We start from the raw sequence: 17978 nt of genomic DNA, 5'->3' as shown, positions 1-17978 counted from the left end.
GTCTCACCCCATCGCCAGGGTGTTGATCTGAAGGATGGGCAGAAGGATCGACAGGACGATCAGGGCGACCACGCCGCCCATGACGACGATGATCGCCGGTTCGAGGAAGCTGAGCATGACGGCGGTGAAGGCGCTGAACTCGCGCTCCAGATAGTCGGCGGCGCGCTCCATCATCGGCTCCAGCCGGCCGCTGGCCTCGCCGGACGCGGTCATGTGCACCAGGATGGGCGGGAAGACGTCGGCGCGACGCATGGCGGCGGACAGGCCCCCGCCTTCGCGTACGGCGTCGGCCATCATCTCGGTCGAGGCCCGCAACGCCCGGTTGGACACGGTGCGCGCCGTGATGGTCAGACCTTCCAGCACCGGCAGGCCCGCCGCGATCATGGTCGACAGGGTGCGCGCCATCCGCGCCCCGTGCAGGTCGCGCGTCAGCCGCCCGACGACGGGCAGGCGCAAGATCCGCCGGTCCACCGCCAGCCGGAAGCCAGGGTTCCTCATCCCGACGACGAAGCCGGCGATCACGCCCGCCAGCAGCAGGGCGATCAGCCAACCCCAGTTGCGCATCAGGTCCGACACGCCGATCACCGCCCGCGTCAGCAGGGGCAGGGTCTGGTTCATGCTGTCGAACTGATCGACCACCTTGGGCACGACGAAGACCATCAGGGCCGTCACCACCCCCAGCGCCACCAGGGCCAGGACGGCGGGATAGACCAGCGCCGTGATCACCTTGCCGCGCACCTGCTGGTCGCGCTCCAGCCCCTCGGCCAGACGCTCCAGGATGGGGCCGAGCGCGCCGGAGGCCTCGCCCGCCGCCACGGTGGCGCGATAGAGGGGCGGAAAGGCCGCGCCCTGACGGGCCATGGCCTCGGACAGGCGCTGGCCCTCGACCACGCCCGCATGGACGCCCGACAGGACGGCGCGCACGTCGGGGCGTTCGGCCTGCAACATCAGGGTGCGCAGGGCCTCGTCCACCGGGGCGACGGTGATCAGGGTGGCCAGCTGGCGGGTAGTCAGAGCCAGGGTCCGCGACGACAGCTTGCGGCTGCGGCGCGGGGTCTTTTCGGTCGTCGCGGCGGTGCCCGAGGCGCGGCTGAGCGACAGGGGCATCAGGCGGCGACGGGCCAGGGCCGTCTTCGCCGCCGCCTCGTCCGGCGCGGTCAGCACGCCCGCGACGGTGCGGCCCGAGACGTCCACGGCGCTATAGTCGAAGGCGGGCATCAGGCGGCGCCCTCGTTGAGCGGATGGGCCTCGGGTGTCTCCTGCCGGGTCACGCGCACCGCCTCCTCGACCGAGGTCACGCCCGCCAGCACCAGGCCGCGCGCCCGGTCCGAAAGTGTCCCGCCCTGGGGGAAGGCGGCGTTGATGAGAGCCTCCTCGTCGGCCTCGGCGGCGATCAGGCGACGGACCCGGTCGTCGATCTTCAGCGTCTCATAGACGCCGACGCGGCCGACATAGCCGGTGTGGTTGCACGCGCCGCAGCCTTGCGCCCGCCAGACGGTCGCGCCTTCGCTCACGCCGCACAGACGGGCCGTGGCGGCGTCGGCGGGTTCGGACTGGCGGCACTCGCCGCACAGGCGCCGGACCAGACGCTGGGCCACGATCAGCCGCAAGGTCGAGGCCAGCAGGAAGGGCTCCACCCCCATGTCACGCAGGCGCGTCACGGCCCCGGCGGCGTCGTTGGTGTGGACGGTGGACAGGACCAGGTGGCCGGTCAGCGAGGCCTGAACCGCGACGCCCGCCGTCTCCACGTCGCGGATTTCGCCGACCATGACCACGTCGGGGTCCTGACGCAGGATGGCGCGCAGGCCCGCCGCGAAGGTCATGCCGACCTTGGGGTTGACCTGGGTCTGGCCGACGCCGTCGATGGCGTATTCGACCGGGTCCTCGACCGTCAGGATGTTGCGCGTGGCGTCGTTCAGCAGCGACAGCCCGGCATAGAGGCTGGTCGTCTTGCCCGAGCCGGTCGGGCCGGTGACGAGGATGATGCCGTTGGGTTCGCGCAAGGCGGTGCGGAAAGCGTCATACGCCTCGGCGTCCATGCCCAGCTGGTCCAGCGACAGGCCCGCCTGATCCTTGTCGAGGATGCGCAGCACCACCCGCTCGCCCGCCCGCGACGGCAGGGTCGAGACGCGCACGTCCAGCGTCTTGCCGCCCAGGGCCAGAGGGATGCGTCCGTCCTGCGGCACGCGCTTCTCGGCGATGTCCAGCCGGGCCATGACCTTGATGCGGGATGCCAGCAGCGGGGTGATGCGCGGGTTGAGGCTCAAGGCTTCGCGCAGCACCCCGTCCACCCGCATCCGCACGATCAGGGCGCTCTCATAGGGCTCCAGGTGGATGTCCGAGGCGCCCGCGCGCACGGCCTCGGCGATGATGCCGTTGATCATGCGGATGACGGGGGCGTCGTCGGCGGAGTCCAGCAGGTCGGCGGCGGCGGGCAGGTCCTCGATCAGGCCGTCGAGGCCCGACGGCATCTCCATCGGCTCATCGGCGCTCAGATCGCCCGCATAGACGTCGGACAGACGGCGGTCGAACTCGGCCTGATCCATGGCCTGAACCTGAAGCGGCCGCCCCAGCGCCCGGCGCGTCTCGACCAGGGCCAGGGGGTCGGCGCCGTCGCGCAAACCGACCACGGCGATGTCGCCCGCGTCCAGCAGGATGACGCCGTTCCGCTTGGCGAACCCATAGGGCAGGGTCGGATTGACCAGGGTGATCATGGCCCTCAGCCCTGCGGCGAGACGACGTTGGCGGCGGGGGCCAGCGGACTGATGGTCACCTCGCCCACGGGGGCGGTCCCGCCCGGCGCCGGGTTGTCGATGGCGCGCGGCGCGACGGGCGCCTGGGTGCGCATATAGTCGCGCAGCATCTCGTCCAGGCTGGGCTCGACGCCGGGCTGCGACCGCAGCTGCTCGCCGCGCATATAGCCCCAGCGGTCGGCGCTCAGTTGCTGGGCGTCGCCCGGGGTGCGGATGATGGTCGGGCGGATGAAGACCATCAGATTGGTGCGCCCGCGCTGGCGGCTGGTCGACTTGAAGAGGTTGCCGAGCACCGGCACGTCGCCCAGGCCCGGCACCTTGTCGACCGACAGGCGGTCGTTCTGATCTAGCAGGCCGCCGGCCACGGCGATCTCGCCGTCGTCCACCACCAGCGTCGTCTCCAGCTCGCGCTTGTTGAGCACCAGATCAGAGGCGTTATTGGTCAGAACCCCGTTGATGCTGGACACCTCCTGCCGCAGGAAGAGGGTGATGGAGCCGCCGGCATTGATCTGCGGCTTGACGATCAGCTTGACCCCGATGTCCTGACGCTGGGTCGTGCGGAAGGGGTTGGAGTTGCCGTCCAGTAGGGCCTCGCCGGTGGTGATCGGCACCTCCTGCCCGACCAGGATGGTGGCTTCCTCGTTGTCCAGCGTCATCAGCGACGGGGTCTGCAGCAGGTTGGAGCCTTCGTCCGACTTGGCCGCATTGATGATGAAGCCAAACAGGCCGTCCGAGCCGATGCGGCCGCCGCCCCCGCCGATGAAGCCGTTGGCGCCGACCAGACTGTTCAGGGCCAGGTCCTGAAGCTGCTTGCGCAGCGGATCATCCTTCTCGAGCTGACCCGCGGCGACCCCGCCGGCCAGCGGAACCAGGGGCGCGGCGCGGTCGGAATAGTTGGTCAGGCCGATGGGGTTGCCGTCCGATCCGGCCAGCAGCCACTGGACCCCCAGTTCACGCACGGCGGTGTCGCCCAACTCGACCACGATGGCCTCGATCAGGACCTGTTGGCGGCGGCTGTCGAGCTGGCGGATGACCTCGGCCAGCATCCGTTGCGTGTCCGCCGAGGCCGAGATGACCAGGGCGTTAGCGCCGGGGAAGCGGGCGATGCTGGCCTTCTGGCCCGCGACCGGCGCGGCCGGAGCGGCGACGGTCTGGGGCGCGGTGGCGGCTTCGCCAGTTCCGCGCGTAGCGGTCGGCGTGGCGGTGGCGCTGGCCGCCGTGACCGGTTGGCCGACGATCTGTTGCAGCACGGGCAGCAGCTGCTCGGCGTTGGCGTGTTGCAGGAAGACGACCTTCACATCGTCGGCCGAGCGGGCGCGGCGGTCCAGATCCTCGACCAGAGGCCGCACGCGAGCCACGGCGGCGGGGTCGCCGCGCAGGATGACGGAGTTGGAGCTGGCCACCGGCGTCACCGACACCATCCCCTGCCCCGGCTGGCCGCCGGGCGGAGCCAGGACCTGGGCCAGAACCCCCGCGATCTCGGCGGCGGAGGAGTTCTCCAGCGTCACCACGTCGAAGGCGGCGCGGTCCACGTCGATGCGCTGGATCAGGCTGCGGATACGGCTCAGGTTGTCGGCGAAGTCGGCGACCACAACGCTGTTGCCGCTGGGGTTGGCCAGGACCTGGCCCTGAGCCCCGACCAGAGGGCGGATGGTCTCAGCGGCCGAGGCGGCGTCGATGTTGCGCAACTGGAAAACCTGGGTCGAGAAGCGTTCCGACCCGACGGTGGCCGGTCCCTGGGCCGCGCCCTGGGCCGGGCTGATGCGATAGGCGCCGGAGGAGGTCGGCGTCACCACCAGGCCGTTGGCGCGCAGGGTGGACAGGAAGACCTCGAACAACTCGGTGCGGCTCAGCGCCCTCTGGCTGGTGACGGTGACGTTGCCGGTCACGGCGGGGTCGACGATGAAGGTGCGGCCCGTGGTCCGCGCCACGTCCTGAATGAAGGCGCGGATGTCAGCGCCCTGGACGTTCAGGGTCTGGCGCGCGCCCTCCTGAGCCAGAGCCGGCGAGGCCAGCAGGGGGCCCAAAACAGGAATGGGCGCGGCGATTAGAGCCGACAGGGCGACGGCGGCGAAAGAGCGGTGAAGGCGCATCACTGGCCGGTCCTTATGGTGGTGGTCTGCACCCGGCCGTTCCGCTCGAAGCGGATCTCGGCGGCGCTGCTGCCGGAAAGCTCGCCGCCCAGTTCGGACAGACGTTCCAGACTGTTCAGTTCGGCCCCGTTGACGGCCAGGATGACGTCGCCGGACTGCAGGCCCGCCGCCCTCAGCGCCGCCCCGTCGCCGCGCGCGGCCAGGGTGAAGCCCTTGATGCGAAGCCCGTCCATGCGCGGACGCAGCGAGGCCTGGGCCATCAGCCGCTGCGGATCGACGACCGGGCCAGCGGGCGCGGCGGCGGGGGCCGCAGCCGATACCGGGGCCGGCGCGCCCGTCGGCGTCATGACCTGGGCGGTCGATGGCGGCGGAGGCGGCGTCGCGGCGCCTGCGGGCGTCTCGGTGAAGACCAGTCGGCTGACCGACCCGCCGCGCGAGACAGTGACGAAATCCTCGCCGACCGAGGCCAGGGTCAGGCCCTCGGAAATGGTCTCGCCCACCCCGACCGAGACCTGGCGTCCGTCGGGCAGGCCGATGATGGCCGAACCGCCGTCAGGGCCGCCCGCGCGCACCCCGAACAGGCGCAAGGCGTCGCTGTCGGCGCCCGCCGCCTCGGCCAGACTGCTCTTGTCGCCGGTGCGGAAGAAGGCGTCGAAACGCTGGAAGATGGAGGCGTCCACGGGGGCGGCCTCGACGCGGGCGGCGACCGCCGCTTCGGGCTGGGGCGCGACGAAGATCCAGGCCAGACGCCCGGCCTGAACCGCCAGCAGGGCAAGCAGGGCGATCTCGACGCCCGCGCGAACACGCCCCGGCCGCGCGGCGATCGCCGTGCGCGCCTGACGCCCCCATTCCCCGACCCGTGCGATCACGCCCGACGCTCCGAACACCCCCGAAAACGGGAACCCCGGCTGCTTACTCCAGCAGCCGGGGTCGAAGCCTCACGTCACGATGACGGCCTTGAGACGTTGTCGTGACAACGTGGCCGTATGCGGATCAGAAGGTGGTGGACAGGCTGAGCGAGAAGGTCGTGCCCAGCTTGTAGCCCTCGACCACGCCCTTGCCGCCATTGGCGAAGGACTGGCTGCGCTCATATTCCTCGCCCAGGATGTTCTCGACCTTGGCGCCCACGTCATAGTCGCGACCGCCGACGGTGAAGGTCTGGCTGGCGACCAGGTCCAGCAGGATGGGCGGGGTCTCGACCACGTCCGGCAGACGGGTCGATCCGGTGATGATGCCGGCGTCCGAAATCCGCTCGCCCTGATAGTTGACCAGCAGGGTGGCGCGGCGACGGGCGGTCGGGTTCTCGAAGCCGAGCTGCAGGTTGCCCAACCATTCCGACTGACCTTGCAGGGCGCGGGTATAGGCCGCGTCGGTCACTTCCGAATCCGACCAGGTGACGTTGGCGACGACGAAGACCTCGTTGTCCTGGAACCAGGTCAGGTTCGGGGCCCAGACGTCCATCGGCAGGGTGTAGTCGATCTCGGCCTCGACGCCCTTCAGGGTGGCTTCCTGGGCGTTCTGGAACGAACGGCCGAAGCCCTCGCCGATCGGCTGATAGGTGCGCTCGATCGGGTTGTCGAAGGACTTGTAGAACAGGCCGATGGTGGCCGATTGACGCTGGCCGAAATACCATTCCCAGCGCAGGTCGTAGTTCTGGATCTCGGCGATCTTCAGGTTCGGATTGCCGCGCTCCAGGGTGTTGGAGTCGTCATCCAGGAACAGGGCGTTGGCCAGTTCGCGCAGATCGGGACGGTTGATCGTCTTCGAATAGCCGAAGCGCAGCTGCATGTTGTCGGCGAACTCCCAGGTCGCCGTCGCCGTGGGCAGCCAGAAGTCCTGGGCCAGGTCGGCGTTAATGGGGTCGCCCGCGCCGGTCTCGCCCAGCGGGATGAAGCTGTTCACCTGCTGCTCGGAGTCTTCGTAGCGGACGCCGGCCGTGACGCGCAGGTCCTTGATCACCTCGATCTCGGCCGAGGCGTAGGCCGCGTTGATCTCCATGGTCGCGTCGAAGAAGTCAGACGGATCGGTGATGTCGCGCAGGGTGTAGCCCGCGTTGCCGCCGATGTTGTCGGGGCTGAAGATGATCTCGGGCACATAGGACCGCAGGGCCGGGGTGATGATCACGCCCGCCGCCGGCTGGAAGGAGTAGCGGCGGCTGGCGAAGTCGCGCTCGCGCTCCTGATGCAGGCCGCCGGCCTTCAGGGTGATTTCGCGGTCGGCGATCATGCCGTTCAGGGTGAAGTCGAGACCGAACTCCTTGTTCTCGTCTTCCAGGGCGCTGAAGAAGGTGCGGTTGGAATCCGACCCCGGCGTCAGGCGGAAGACGTTGTCCGGCTCCAGACGATAGGAGTATTCGCGACGATAGGGCGTGTCGCGCGAGGCGGTCGAATAGGCCGCGCGCCAGTCGATCTGCAGCCGATCCAGCGCCATCGGCAGCATGAAGACGTGACGACCCGACAGCTGGTTCGAGTTCATCTGCTGCTCAATCCAGTTCAGGCGCTGGAAGCTGCGGATCAGGCCGGGGTCGGCCGAGAACAGGCCGCGCTCGATCAGGGCCTGCTGGCGCGTCTTGCGCAGCAGCAGGGTGGTCAGCTTCAGCTCATGGTTCTCGTTGAACTCGATGCCGAAGGCGCCCAGGGCGTTGAGGGCGTATTCCTGTTCCGTGCGCTGGAAGCCGCAGCCCGTCGCGTTCGACAGGCCGCCCGCGCCGGCGCAGGCCTCGGGGCTGATCTGGTCGTTGACGCCGCCGTTCACCTCGAACGAGTTGCGCACGCCCTCGCGGTTGCGGACCTGATAGTCGTAGTCGACAGCCACGAAGCCGCCCAGGCGGATGCCGTTCGACAGGTCGACGATCTCGGCGCCCGAGAGGTTGAAGCCGAAGTCCGGCAGGTTCTTGTCGCCGTCGATCGACCAGATGTTGCGCAGCGAGCGGCCCGCCGCCTGCAGCATGGTCGGGTTGTTGGCGAAGGACTTCAGCGAGGGGTCGATGGCGATGAACTTGGGCAGGTTCAGACTGTTGTCGGCGATGCCGATGTTCGACAGCTTGCCGCCCGCATCCCAGTAGAGACCTTCCTTGCCGGTCGATTCCGTCTCGGCGCTGATCGAGGCGCCGAAGGACAGGAAGCGTTCATTGGGAATGGCGCGCGTCGACAGGGCGATCAGACCGCCGCCGAACTCGCCCGGATACTGGGCCGAATAGGTCTTCTGGATCTGGGCGTTCGAGACCAGCGAGGTCGGGAACAGGTCCAGCGGCACCACGCGCTTCAGCGGCTCGGGGCTGGGCAGGGTCGAGCCGTCCAGCACGATGCTGGAGTAGCGATCGCCGAGGCCGCGCACATAGACATAGCCGTCGCCGACGATGGACAGGCCGGTGACGCGGGCCAGGGCCTCGCCGATCTCCGAGTCGCCCGACCGCTTGATGTCTTCTTCGGTCAGGATGTTGGCGACCGCCGAGGTCTCGCGCTTGACGTCCGGCACGAAGCGGCCGCGCACGACGATGTCCTCGACCGTCGAAACGGCCTCGGGGTCTTGCGGCGCGGGGGCCGAAGGCGCGGCGTCCTGGCCCCAGGCCAGGGCCGGAGCGGTCAGGACGGTGCTGGCGAGCAGGCCGGCGAGGCCGATCGTGCGGGTAGGCGTCATCTCAAGAAGTCCTTCGGTGCGAGCGCCGGAAAGAAGGAGGAAAGGCGAGACGGCGGGCGGCTGATCAGCCGCCCGCCGCTCAAGGTCGAGGCGACCCTTAGTCGTTCAGCCAGCGGGTCCAGTTCAGCGTCCAGTTGGAAGCCGAGTCACGGACCGCGCCGACATAGGGGGCGGCGTCGAAGAAGGCGTCGATCGTGCGCGGATCGACCGAGGTCACGCCGTTCTCGTTGACGCCATTGATGTAGGCCTTGCCGCCCGAGACGTAGGACGACAGGGTCGAGGCGCCCGTGCGGTTGTTGGCGTCCTTGGTGAAGACGGCCTGGGCCTGGGTGCTGTGGAAGGGCGTCGCCGTCGAGATGTAGAAGGAGCGCAGCGACAGATTGCCGGCGTCGGCTTGCGCGTAGGTGGCGGCGTCGTCGATGCGCAGGCCGCGCTGGAAGTTGCCGGACACGACGTGGTTGTAGAGCTTGCCGGCGGTGCCGCGGCGCAGGCGCAGACCGGCGCCGGCCGTGGTGTTGCCGACCAGGGTCACGTTCGAGATGGTCGGAGCGGAACGCGGCAGGATGTCGAAGCCCAGTTCGTTGTTGTCGGCCTCGTAACCGGCGTCGCCGGCCAGCTGCAGCGGGTTCTGGGCGATGACCACGTGCTGGACCTTGCCGTTCCAGCCGAAGGTCCAGTCCAGGCTGTCGTCGTCGGCGCCCGTCAGCACCAGGTGCTTGGCGTTGACCGAACCGCCGAAGAACTCGACCGTGTCGTCGCCGCCGTTGTGGGCCTGGACATAGTCGACGGTCGAGCCCGAACCGACGCCCCAGAAGGCGATGGCGTTCAGCTCGTTGGTCTCGGTGAAGCGCACGCCGGCGTATTCGACGCGGACGTAGCGCAGGGTGCCCGAGGTGTCGTTCGGCACATTGCCGCCGTACAGGCCCGAGCCGCCTTCGGCTTCGGCTTCACAGACGGCCGGAGCGGCCGGGCAGTTGTTGATCACGCCGCGGCCGAGCAGCGACAGGCCGCCCCATTCGCCCGAATAGGGGTCGTCGCGGACGCCGGCGCCGAGGGGCGAACGGGCGTTGGCCAGACCCAGGGTCGTGGCGTAACCGAGCGCGTCGGCGCTGGTGAAGATGATGGGCTGGGCGGCGGTGCCCTGGGCGTTGATGCGCGAGCCGCGCTGGATGGCCAGTTGCGAGGTGCGGGTGCCGGCGTAGATCTTCACACCCGGGTCGATCGACAGGACGGCGGTGACGCCGCCGGCCTTCTGGCCGTCGAAGCCGACGTCCTTGCCGACCTTGACCGTGCCGTTCAGCTGGTAGGCCGGGCCGGCCGTCAGGGTCAGGTTGGTGGTGATCTCGCCCGAGATGCGGCAGTGCTCCTCGGTGCCGACGGTGACCTTGGTCACGTTCGGGTGGGTCGGGCAGGCGCCGGTCGAGCCGCCCGTGCCGCCGCCGCCGTTGTTGCCGCCGCCGCCCGTTCCCGGGTTGCCGCCGGTGTTGCCGGGGTTCTGCAGTTCAGAGGTGCCGTCGCCGCCGCAGGCGGCCAGGGCCAGGGCGCTGGCGGCGACCGCGAGCAGGGTTTTCGTCTTGAGAGCGGTCATCGTTCTCCACCGTGTCCAAGCCAATGAGACATGCAGGAGGACGTCCGGACGGATTGTCCGGAGTTGGATGATCGGCGCCCGCCTGCCCGGCCCCTCCCCTAGAAGCCGGATGTGACACCGCCGCCGCCGAACCACGACAAATCAGACGCCGTTCCATGAAGCTGTGGCGCCGCTTGCATGAAAGACCGTCCTGACACGGCGTGGATTTCATATTCCGCCGATGCCTGGCGACGATTCCGCCTCCCCCAATCCGTCCGCGCCCGCTAGTTGAGGGCGACAACCACGCGCCGGGGAGGCGACCCATGTTGATTTACGCCGCCTTCCTGGGGGGCGTCGGCCTCATAGTCGGCAGCTTCCTGGGCCTGGTCAGTCTGCGCCTGCCGCGCGGCGAGGACGTGGTGTTCGGCCGTTCGCGGTGCGGCGGCTGCGGCCGAACGCTGAAGCCCTGGCGCATGATCCCGCTGCTCAGCTGGGCCCTGTCGCGCGGACGCTGTTCCGACTGCGGCTCGAAGATCCCCCTCCGCTATCCGCTGATTGAACTGGGATCGGGCCTGATCGGGGTCTGGGCCGGGCTGTCTTCCGGCGACTTCACCATGGCCCTGATGACCGGGGTGCTGGGGTGGAACCTGCTGATCATCGCCCTGGTCGACGCCGAGCACTTCTGGCTGCCCGACCAGTTGACCCTGCCCCTGTTCGTCAGCGGCCTGATCGCGGCGGTCCTGCTCTATCCAAGCGGACTGAACGCAGCCTTCCCCTCGGCCCTGATCTCGCCGCTGATCGGCGCCGTGGCGGGCTTCGGCGGACTGTGGCTGCTGGCCCGCCTCTATAGAGTCGTGCGCGGGCGCGAGGGCCTGGGCGGCGGCGATCCCTTCCTGCTGGGCGCCAGCGGCGCCTGGGTCGGCTGGACGGGCCTGCCCAGCGTCCTTCTGTGGGCCTCGGCCGCTGGACTCAGCGTCGTGCTGGCCATGCTGATCGTGCGGCGTCGCGTGTCGGCGACCGACCGCCTGCCGTTCGGCGTCTTCCTGTCCATCGGCGTCTGGCTGACCTGGCTCTACGGCCCGCTGGGCCTGAGCTGAGTCACGGCCGGAATCAGCGCAGCAGGTCGCCCCAGCGCCACTGGCCCGTTCCCAGGGCCAGCCGCGCCGCGCCCGGTCCGTCGCCCAGGGTCAGCAGGACATAGCCCCGCACCGTCTCGGTCTTGCAGGCGCGCGGCGTGAAGCCGACGGTGACCGCCACGGCCTGACGCACGCCCGCCAGCCCCTTGCCTTCCTGACCGGGGCTCAGCACCCAGTCGCCGTTCCACACCAGGATGGCGCGACCATTGGCCCCCGAGGTGCGATAGGCTTCGTTCAGGGCGGCGCGGACGCCGGGCGCGTCGCGCAGGGCGTTCTGCAGGCGTCGAACCATGTCGCACGACCCGCCTTGGCCGGAGCCCGAGCCGTCGCCGCTGCCCGATCCGCTGCCGGCCCCGGTCCCGCTGCCCGTTCCCGAACCGGCCCCGTTTCCGGCCCCGCCGCCCGCCGTCATGGCTCCGGCCAGGGCCGCGTCGCCCAGAAAGACATAGGAAACGCTGGGCGCCGGGGCGGTGATCGGCACCGGGGCGACCGTCGGCGAGCGCGGCGCCGGCCGGCTGGGCCGGGGCGAAGGCCGCGTCGGCGCGGCGCGCTGGGCCTTGGCCGGCTTTTTCTCGGGCGCAGGCGTGGGAACCGGCGCAGGGGCCGGCGTCGGGGCGGGCGCGGGCGATCCCCCTCCGCCTTCATCCGGCGACGGCACAGGGGCCGGCGGCGGCGGATCGACCAGCATCACCTCGATCGGTTCGGCCTCGGGCGGATAGACGGGCGTCTTGGCCGGGGCCAGCAGGATCAGGGCCAACACCAGCAGGTGCGCGCCGACGCTGGCGACCATGGTCAGGGCTCGCCGCCTCGCCTTGCGCCGCCCCGGCGACGCCGCATGACGCGGAACCGAAAAGGAACCGTCTGATCTTGCGCCGCTCAAGCAGTCGCTTCCCTAAGCTTCACCGCTGACAAGACTAAACTGAACAAAATGAATATCCCGACGCGCGACCTCAGGACATTGAGGCGCTCTCTGGTAACCCTTCATCCGCGTCAGCATCATGGCGCCGCGCCTTGAATACGCCCAACTTTGCAAAATCGGTGATTTCTAAAGTTTTTCTATGGTTAAGCTGAAACCATGTCTTCGGTTGCGCGTCTTTGCAGCGCCGTTCCCTGCATCTGCGGGTGCAGCAACGCGCAATCCCCGGAGTAGCGCCCCGGAACGAAGGAGACTCAACTTGATCAAACTGACATCTAAGGCGGTCGCGGCCAGTGCAGTGGTGGTGCTGGTAGGGCTGACCGCAAGCGGGTGTGCGAGCCATCGCTTCGTGCGTGAAAACGTCGCCGTCGTCGACGAACGCGTCACACAGGTCGACAGTCATCTGACCCAGGTCGAAGGCACCGCCGGCGAAGCGCTCGCTCGGGCCAACGCCGCGCACAAGCTGGCCGAAGGCAAGTTCCTGTACGAGATGGTGCTGTCCGACGACTCGGTGAAGTTCCCGGTCAACCGCGACGCCCTGTCGCCGGAGGCCGAACAGCGCCTCTCCGAACTGGTGCAGCGCCTCAAGGCCGAAAACCGCAACGTCTACCTGGAAATCCAGGGACACACCGACTCGGCCGGGGACGAGCGCATGAACGAGCAGCTCGGTCAGGCTCGCGCCGAAGCCGTGCGCCGCTACCTCAGCAGCCAGGGCATCGCCCTGAACCGCATGGCCACCATCTCCTATGGCGAGACCAAGCCGGTCGCGCCGAACAACACCCGCGAAGGCCGGGCGCAAAATCGCCGCGTGGCGATCATCGTCCTCAGCTGACCGGCGGCGGCGGCTTGCCCGTGCGAGCCGCCGCCTGTTGTTTCAGGCGGGTGAGGCCCGACCCAGGATCTTGTCCGCATTGATGTTCGCGTCAAACGCGCCATAGGCCGCGCCGCGCGGTTCAAGGCGCAGACGACAGAAGGACCCGGCGACGGGGCTTTCGTTCATCAGCAGCACCGCGGCCTGCGCCGCCAGCGCCAGCCGTTCGACCGTCAGGCGCGCCGCGCCCTCCGACGCCGGAGCGAGGTCCAACCCATCCAGCCAACGGTCATAGGCGCCGTCCCGTCCGCGGACCGCCTCCAGAAACCCGCGCAGGGCCTCGACCGCCTCCGGTTCGCGTCCGAACGCGCGCAGCACATCGAGCGCGATGACATTGCCCGAACCCTCCCAGATGGCGTTCAGCGGCGATTGGCGGAACAGGCGCGGCATGGGGCCGGTCTCCACGTAGCCCGCCCCGCCGAGACTCTCCATCGCCTCATAGATCATCCCCGACGCGCGCTTGCAGACCTGGTATTTGGCGATCGGCGTCAGCAGCCGGCCGACCGGCTCGTCGCGGTCGAAGGTTCCCGCCAGGTGCAGGGACAGGGCCGTGGCCGCCTCGCTTTCGACCGCCAGATCGGCCAGGACCGCCGCCATCATCGGCTGGTCGATCAGCCGTTTCTGAAAGGCGGTGCGGTGGGCGGCGTGCCAGATCGCCTGGGCCAGGGCCCCGCGCATCTGCTGGGCCGAGCCGATCACGCAGTCCAGCCGGGTATGCTGGACCATGCGGATGATGGCGGCGACGCCTCGCCCCTCCTCGCCGATCCTCTGGGCCAGGGCGCCGTGATACTCGACCTCGGACGAGGCGTTGGAGCGGTCGCCCATCTTGTCCTTCAGCCGCACGACGCGGAAGCCCGCATTGCGCGTTCCGTCCGGCAGCCAGCGCGGCAGCAGGAAACAGGTCAGGCCGCCCGGCGCCTGGGCCAGCGTCAGGAAGGCGTCCGACATGGGGGCCGAGCAGAACCACTTGTGCCCCGTCAGCCGATACCAGCCCTCCTCGCCCGTCGGCTCGGCGCGGGTGGCGTTGGCGCGCACGTCGGACCCACCCTGCTTCTCGGTCATGGCCATGCCGATGGTGACGCCCGCTTTGTCCGAGGCCGGACGGACGGCGGGGTCGTAGCGCCCGCCCCTGATCTTCTCGATCCACGACGCGCCCACGTCCGGCTCGACCGCCAGGGCGGGAACCGAGGCGTAGGTCATGGTCATGGGACAACTGGTCCCCGAGTCCGCCTGCCCCGTCAGGAACAGGACGGCGGCGTGCAGGACATGGCCGTTCGCCGTGCCGTCCCAGGCGGCGGAGGCCAGCCCCGCCTCCAGCCCGAGTTGCATCAACTGATGATAGGCCGGATGAAAGGTCACCTCGTCGATGCGGCGGCCGTAGCGGTCGTGGGTGTCCAGCACCGGCGGCACGCGGTTGGCCTGAACGCCCCAGTCGATGACCTCGGCCGAGCCGCAACGAGCGCCGAGGGCCGTCAATCGGGCTTCGTGCTGCCCCCCGCCCGCGCGGCGCACCGCATCCAGCAGCGCCCGGTCGCCGGTGAACAGGTTGACGTCCTCCAGCGGCGGCGGCTGGTTCGTCACGTCGTGGGTGTCGAGGTCGGTGACGGGACGGAAGGACGACATGGGCGGGCTCCGTTCAGGCTCGGAGCCAGCATGGCACGGGCGCGGCGAGAGGTGAAACCCGCCCCCTATTTCCGCTCATCCCCGCGGAGGCGGGGACCCAGTGAGAGCCTCAAGCACTGAGGGTGAAAGCAGCCACCCAGCCAACCCCGCTGCTATAGCCAAAGCACTGGGTCCCCGCCTCCGCGGGGATGAGCGGGGGTGGGTTAGTCTGCCCGCTTCTGCGCCGCACCGACGTGCTCGATCCCCAGCCGCGCCGCGATCTCCATCTGCCTGTGGCGCTCGGCATAGCCCTCGCGCTGCTCGTCGGTGCGCGCAGCGTGGCACCGCTCGCAGCAGACGCCCTCGACATACAAGGGCGACAGGCGGGCCTCGGGGCTGACCGGCATGCGGCAGCCGCGGCACAGGCTGTGATCGCCTTCCTTCAGGCCATGGCCGACCGCGACGCGCTCGTCGAAGACGAAGCAGTCGCCGCGCCACAGGCTCTCGGGCTCGGGGATGGTCTCGAGGTACTTCAGGATGCCGCCTTCCAGATGGAAGACCTGCTCGACGCCCTCGGCCTTGAGAAAGGCGGTGGCCTTCTCGCAGCGGATGCCGCCGGTGCAGTACATGGCCACCTTGGGCGGATTGGGCCGATCCAGCAGGGCGCGGCCCTCGGTGCGGAACCAGTCGGGAAACTCGCGGAAGGTGCGCGTGTTGGGCTGGATCGCGCCCGCGAAGGTCCCGACCTCGACCTCGTAGTCGTTGCGGGTGTCGATCACGATGGTGTCGGGATCGGCGATCAGGGCGTTCCAGTCCTGGGGCGAGACATAGGCGCCGACGCCGTCGACCGGGTCGATGTCGGTCACGCCCATGGTGACGATCTCGGCCTTCAGCCGCACCTTCATGCGGTGGAAGGGCGTGACCTCGGCGGTCGAGTATTTCAGCTCCAGCCGGTCGAAGCCCGGCAGGGCGCGGATGCCGTCCACCACGCGGGCGACGGCGGCGTCCGGCCCGGCGATGGTGCCGTTCAGACCTTCGTGGGCGACCAGAAGCGTGCCGCGTACCTCGGTCCCGCACAGGTCCAGCAGATGCGCCTGCACGGCTTCGCGATCCGCAATCGGGGCAAAGCGATAGAGGGCGGCGACGCAGACGGGCGAGGCGGTTTCAGGCGTCACGAAGGAGGTCCCGGCGGGCGGCGATGAAAAGGAAGCGGCCTCTATAGGCCCCGCAGCCCCGCGCGTCACGGCGACAGCTTGTTTACAACTATGAGTTATATTGAGCGTTCAACCTGAAGGATGCTCGCCTTGCCGGAAGCCGCCTCCTCTCCCGCGCGGGATCCCCGCGTTCGCGTCATGGTCGTGGACGACAGCGCCATCGTGCGCGGCCTGATCGTGCAGACGCTGGAACGCGACCCGGCGCTGCGCGTCGTGGCCCGCGCCGCCAACGGCGAGGCGGCCCTGATCGAACTGGCGCGCACCGCCGTCGACGTGGTGGTGCTGGACATAGAGATGCCGGTCATGGACGGGCTGACCGCCCTGCCCCTGATCCTGAAGCTGCACCCCGAGGCGCGGGTGGTCATGGCCTCGACCCTGACGCGGCGCAACGCCCGCATCAGCCTGCAGGCGCTGCAGGCCGGGGCCGCCGACTATGTGCCCAAGCCCGAGACGGGCGGCCTGGTCGGGGCCGAGGACTTCGCACGCGAACTGACCGCCAAGGTGAAGGCTCTGGGTCGGCAGGGTTCGCCCGTAAGCGCGCCGACCGTTGTGGCTCCCGCCGTTCGCCCCGCCGCCCTGTCACCGCCCGTCCGGCCTCAGGTCGTGGCCATCGGCGGCTCGACCGGCGCCCCGCCCGCCCTGATGAGCCTGTTCGCCGACCTCAAGGGCGAGCTGGAGCAGGCGGTCCTGCTGACCCAGCACATGCCGCCGACCTTCACCGCCATGCTGGCCGAGCAGCTGGAGCGCGCGGGCGGACGCCCCGCCGCCGAGGCGCGCGACGGCGAGCCCATCCTGCCCGGCCGCATCTATGTCGCGCCCGGCGGCTGGCACATGACGGTGGGCCTGAGCGGACAGGTGCCGGTCATCCGCCTGAATCAAGAGCCGCCCGAGCACTTCTGCCGCCCTTCGGTCGATCCCATGCTGCGCTCGGCGGCGGCGGTCTATGGCCCCGGCCTGCTGGCGATGATCCTGACCGGCATGGGGTCGGACGGCGCCGAGGGCTGCCGCGCCGTGGCCGAGGCCGGGGGGCGCTTCATTGTTCAGGACGAGGCGACCAGCGTGGTCTGGGGCATGCCTGGCGCCGCGGCGAAGACAGGACTGGCCGAGGCGGTTCTGCCGCTCGACCAGATCGCGCCCTGGGTGCGGAGGGCCTGCGCATGACCGCCGCCTATGAGAGCTTCCGCAAGCTGGTGCTCGACCGCTCCGGCCTCGTTCTGACGGCGGACAAGGACTATCTGCTGAAAAGCCGGCTGGAGCCGCTGGCGCGCAAGGACGGGTTTGCCGGTCTGGATCAGATGCTGGCCCGCGTCGGCGCCGAGCCGTCGGGCGCCCTGGCCCAGCGCTGTATCGACGCCATGGCGACGCATGAGTCCTTCTTCTTTCGCGACACGACGCCCTTCGACCAGCTGCGCGACGTCATCCTGCCCGACCTTCTGGCGGCGCGGGTGCAGAGCCGATCCTTACGCATCTGGAGCGCCGCCTGCTCCAGCGGACAGGAGCCCTATTCCCTGGCCATGCTGCTGATGGAGGAACAGCATCGGATGCCCGGCTGGCGTATCGAGATTCTGGCCACGGACATGTCGCAGCCCATTCTGGAGCGCGCCCGCATCGGCCTCTACAGCGACTTCGAGGTGAGGCGCGGCCTGAGCGAGGCGCGGCTGGCGCGCTGGTTCACGCGGGCGGGCGATCAGTGGCTGCTGTCGCCGCAGGTACGGTCGATGGTGCGGTTCGCGCCGCATAACCTGCTGGCCGGGACGGCGGGTCTGGGGCGCTTCGATCTGATCTTCTGCCGCAACGTGCTGATCTATTTTGATCGCGAGCGGAAGCAGACGGCCTTGACCCAGATCGGTCAGGCGCTGGAACCGCACGGCGCTTTGGTGCTGGGCAGCGCGGAGACGGTGGTGGGGTTGGACAGCGGGTTTGCGCCGGTCGTCGGGCTGCGCGGGGTTTTCAAACCGGGCGGCTGAAATCAATCCTCCCCCGCCTGCGGGGGAGGGGGACCACGCGCCAGCGTGGTGGAGGGGGCGACCTCATGCTCAAGCTCTGACTATTAGAACGCAGCACTCGCCGCGGGGGGGCGCCCCCCCCCCCCCCGCCCCCCCCCCCCCCCCCCCCCCCCCCGCCGGGGGGGGGGGGGGGGCCGCCCGGGCCCCCAGGCAAGCCGCGGGGGGGGGGGGGGTTTATTTT

The 17978-nt window shown here is 69.7% G+C and carries 13 protein-coding genes; 4 read left to right on the top strand and 9 right to left on the bottom strand.

Annotated features, from left to right (window positions below; genetic code table 11):
• Nucleotides 1–3: 3 nt before the first annotated feature.
• The 6 genes from gspF to ACFYLW_RS01980 all read right to left on the bottom strand — a co-directional run bounded on the left by gspF (nt 4) and on the right by ACFYLW_RS01980 (nt 10073).
• Entirely contained in the window at nt 4–1218 is a 1215-nt protein-coding gene (gene gspF, locus ACFYLW_RS02005) for a type II secretion system inner membrane protein GspF (RefSeq protein ID WP_313102406.1), read from the bottom strand.
• The gene (gene gspE / locus ACFYLW_RS02000; protein WP_390182638.1) at nt 1218–2714 is read right to left on the bottom strand and encodes a type II secretion system ATPase GspE; all 1497 of its coding nucleotides are present in this window, start codon (nt 2712–2714) and stop codon (nt 1218–1220) included. Before gspE ends, gspF begins: the two co-directional genes overlap by 1 nt.
• Nucleotides 2715–2719: 5 nt before the next feature.
• Nucleotides 2720–4846 carry a type II secretion system secretin GspD gene (gspD, locus tag ACFYLW_RS01995; RefSeq protein ID WP_390182636.1) on the bottom strand — a complete coding sequence of 709 codons (2127 nt, stop codon included), beginning with the start codon at nt 4844–4846 and terminating at the stop codon, nt 2720–2722.
• Nucleotides 4846–5715 (bottom strand): type II secretion system protein N, encoded by an 870-nt coding sequence (locus tag ACFYLW_RS01990; protein ID WP_390182635.1) that lies wholly within the window; start codon nt 5713–5715, stop codon nt 4846–4848. The genes gspD and ACFYLW_RS01990 overlap by 1 nt, the downstream gene beginning before the upstream one ends.
• Before the next feature lie 124 nt (nt 5716–5839).
• Nucleotides 5840–8485, bottom strand: coding sequence for a TonB-dependent receptor domain-containing protein (locus tag ACFYLW_RS01985; RefSeq protein WP_390182634.1), 2646 nt, complete (start codon nt 8483–8485; stop codon nt 5840–5842).
• Between the two features lie 97 nt (nt 8486–8582).
• The gene (locus tag ACFYLW_RS01980; RefSeq protein WP_292084229.1) at nt 8583–10073 is read right to left on the bottom strand and encodes a hypothetical protein; all 1491 of its coding nucleotides are present in this window, start codon (nt 10071–10073) and stop codon (nt 8583–8585) included.
• A gap of 302 nt (nt 10074–10375) precedes the next feature.
• On the opposite strand from ACFYLW_RS01980, the gene ACFYLW_RS01975 reads away from it, so the two are divergent.
• Entirely contained in the window at nt 10376–11149 is a 774-nt protein-coding gene (locus ACFYLW_RS01975) for a prepilin peptidase (protein WP_390182632.1), read from the top strand.
• A gap of 13 nt (nt 11150–11162) precedes the next feature.
• On the opposite strand, the gene ACFYLW_RS01970 is transcribed toward ACFYLW_RS01975, so the two are convergent.
• A complete protein-coding gene (locus ACFYLW_RS01970; protein ID WP_292084232.1) occupies nt 11163–11978 on the bottom strand; it encodes a hypothetical protein in 816 nt (271 codons plus the stop codon).
• Nucleotides 11979–12363: 385 nt separating this feature from the next.
• Here ACFYLW_RS01970 and ACFYLW_RS01965 point away from each other — a divergent pair, with 385 nt between their 5' ends.
• Entirely contained in the window at nt 12364–12936 is a 573-nt protein-coding gene (locus ACFYLW_RS01965) for an OmpA family protein (RefSeq protein ID WP_390182630.1), read from the top strand.
• Between the two features lie 42 nt (nt 12937–12978).
• On the opposite strand, the gene ACFYLW_RS01960 is transcribed toward ACFYLW_RS01965, so the two are convergent.
• Together ACFYLW_RS01960 and ACFYLW_RS01955 are read right to left on the bottom strand one after the other, a co-directional pair.
• Nucleotides 12979–14598: an acyl-CoA dehydrogenase family protein gene (locus ACFYLW_RS01960; RefSeq protein ID WP_390182629.1), complete on the bottom strand. Its 1620-nt coding sequence runs from the start codon at nt 14596–14598 to the stop codon at nt 12979–12981.
• 203 nt (nt 14599–14801) lie between these two features.
• Nucleotides 14802–15752, bottom strand: coding sequence for a rhodanese-related sulfurtransferase (locus ACFYLW_RS01955; RefSeq protein WP_390182628.1), 951 nt, complete (start codon nt 15750–15752; stop codon nt 14802–14804).
• Nucleotides 15753–15881: 129 nt separating this feature from the next.
• Between ACFYLW_RS01955 and ACFYLW_RS01950 the strand changes: the two genes are divergently transcribed.
• Both ACFYLW_RS01950 and ACFYLW_RS01945 read left to right on the top strand, forming a co-directional pair.
• Nucleotides 15882–16952: a chemotaxis response regulator protein-glutamate methylesterase gene (locus ACFYLW_RS01950; RefSeq protein WP_390182626.1), complete on the top strand. Its 1071-nt coding sequence runs from the start codon at nt 15882–15884 to the stop codon at nt 16950–16952.
• Nucleotides 16949–17758 (top strand): CheR family methyltransferase, encoded by an 810-nt coding sequence (locus ACFYLW_RS01945; protein WP_390182625.1) that lies wholly within the window; start codon nt 16949–16951, stop codon nt 17756–17758. The genes ACFYLW_RS01950 and ACFYLW_RS01945 overlap by 4 nt, the downstream gene beginning before the upstream one ends.
• Nucleotides 17759–17978: the final 220 nt, after the last annotated feature.

Origin of the sequence: Brevundimonas sp. NPDC007368 (assembly GCF_042869015.1) — a bacterium.
Classification (GTDB): domain Bacteria; phylum Pseudomonadota; class Alphaproteobacteria; order Caulobacterales; family Caulobacteraceae; genus Brevundimonas.
The sequence above is the reverse complement of the archived record's forward strand: the minus strand, read 5'-3'. Positions and strand labels throughout refer to the sequence as shown.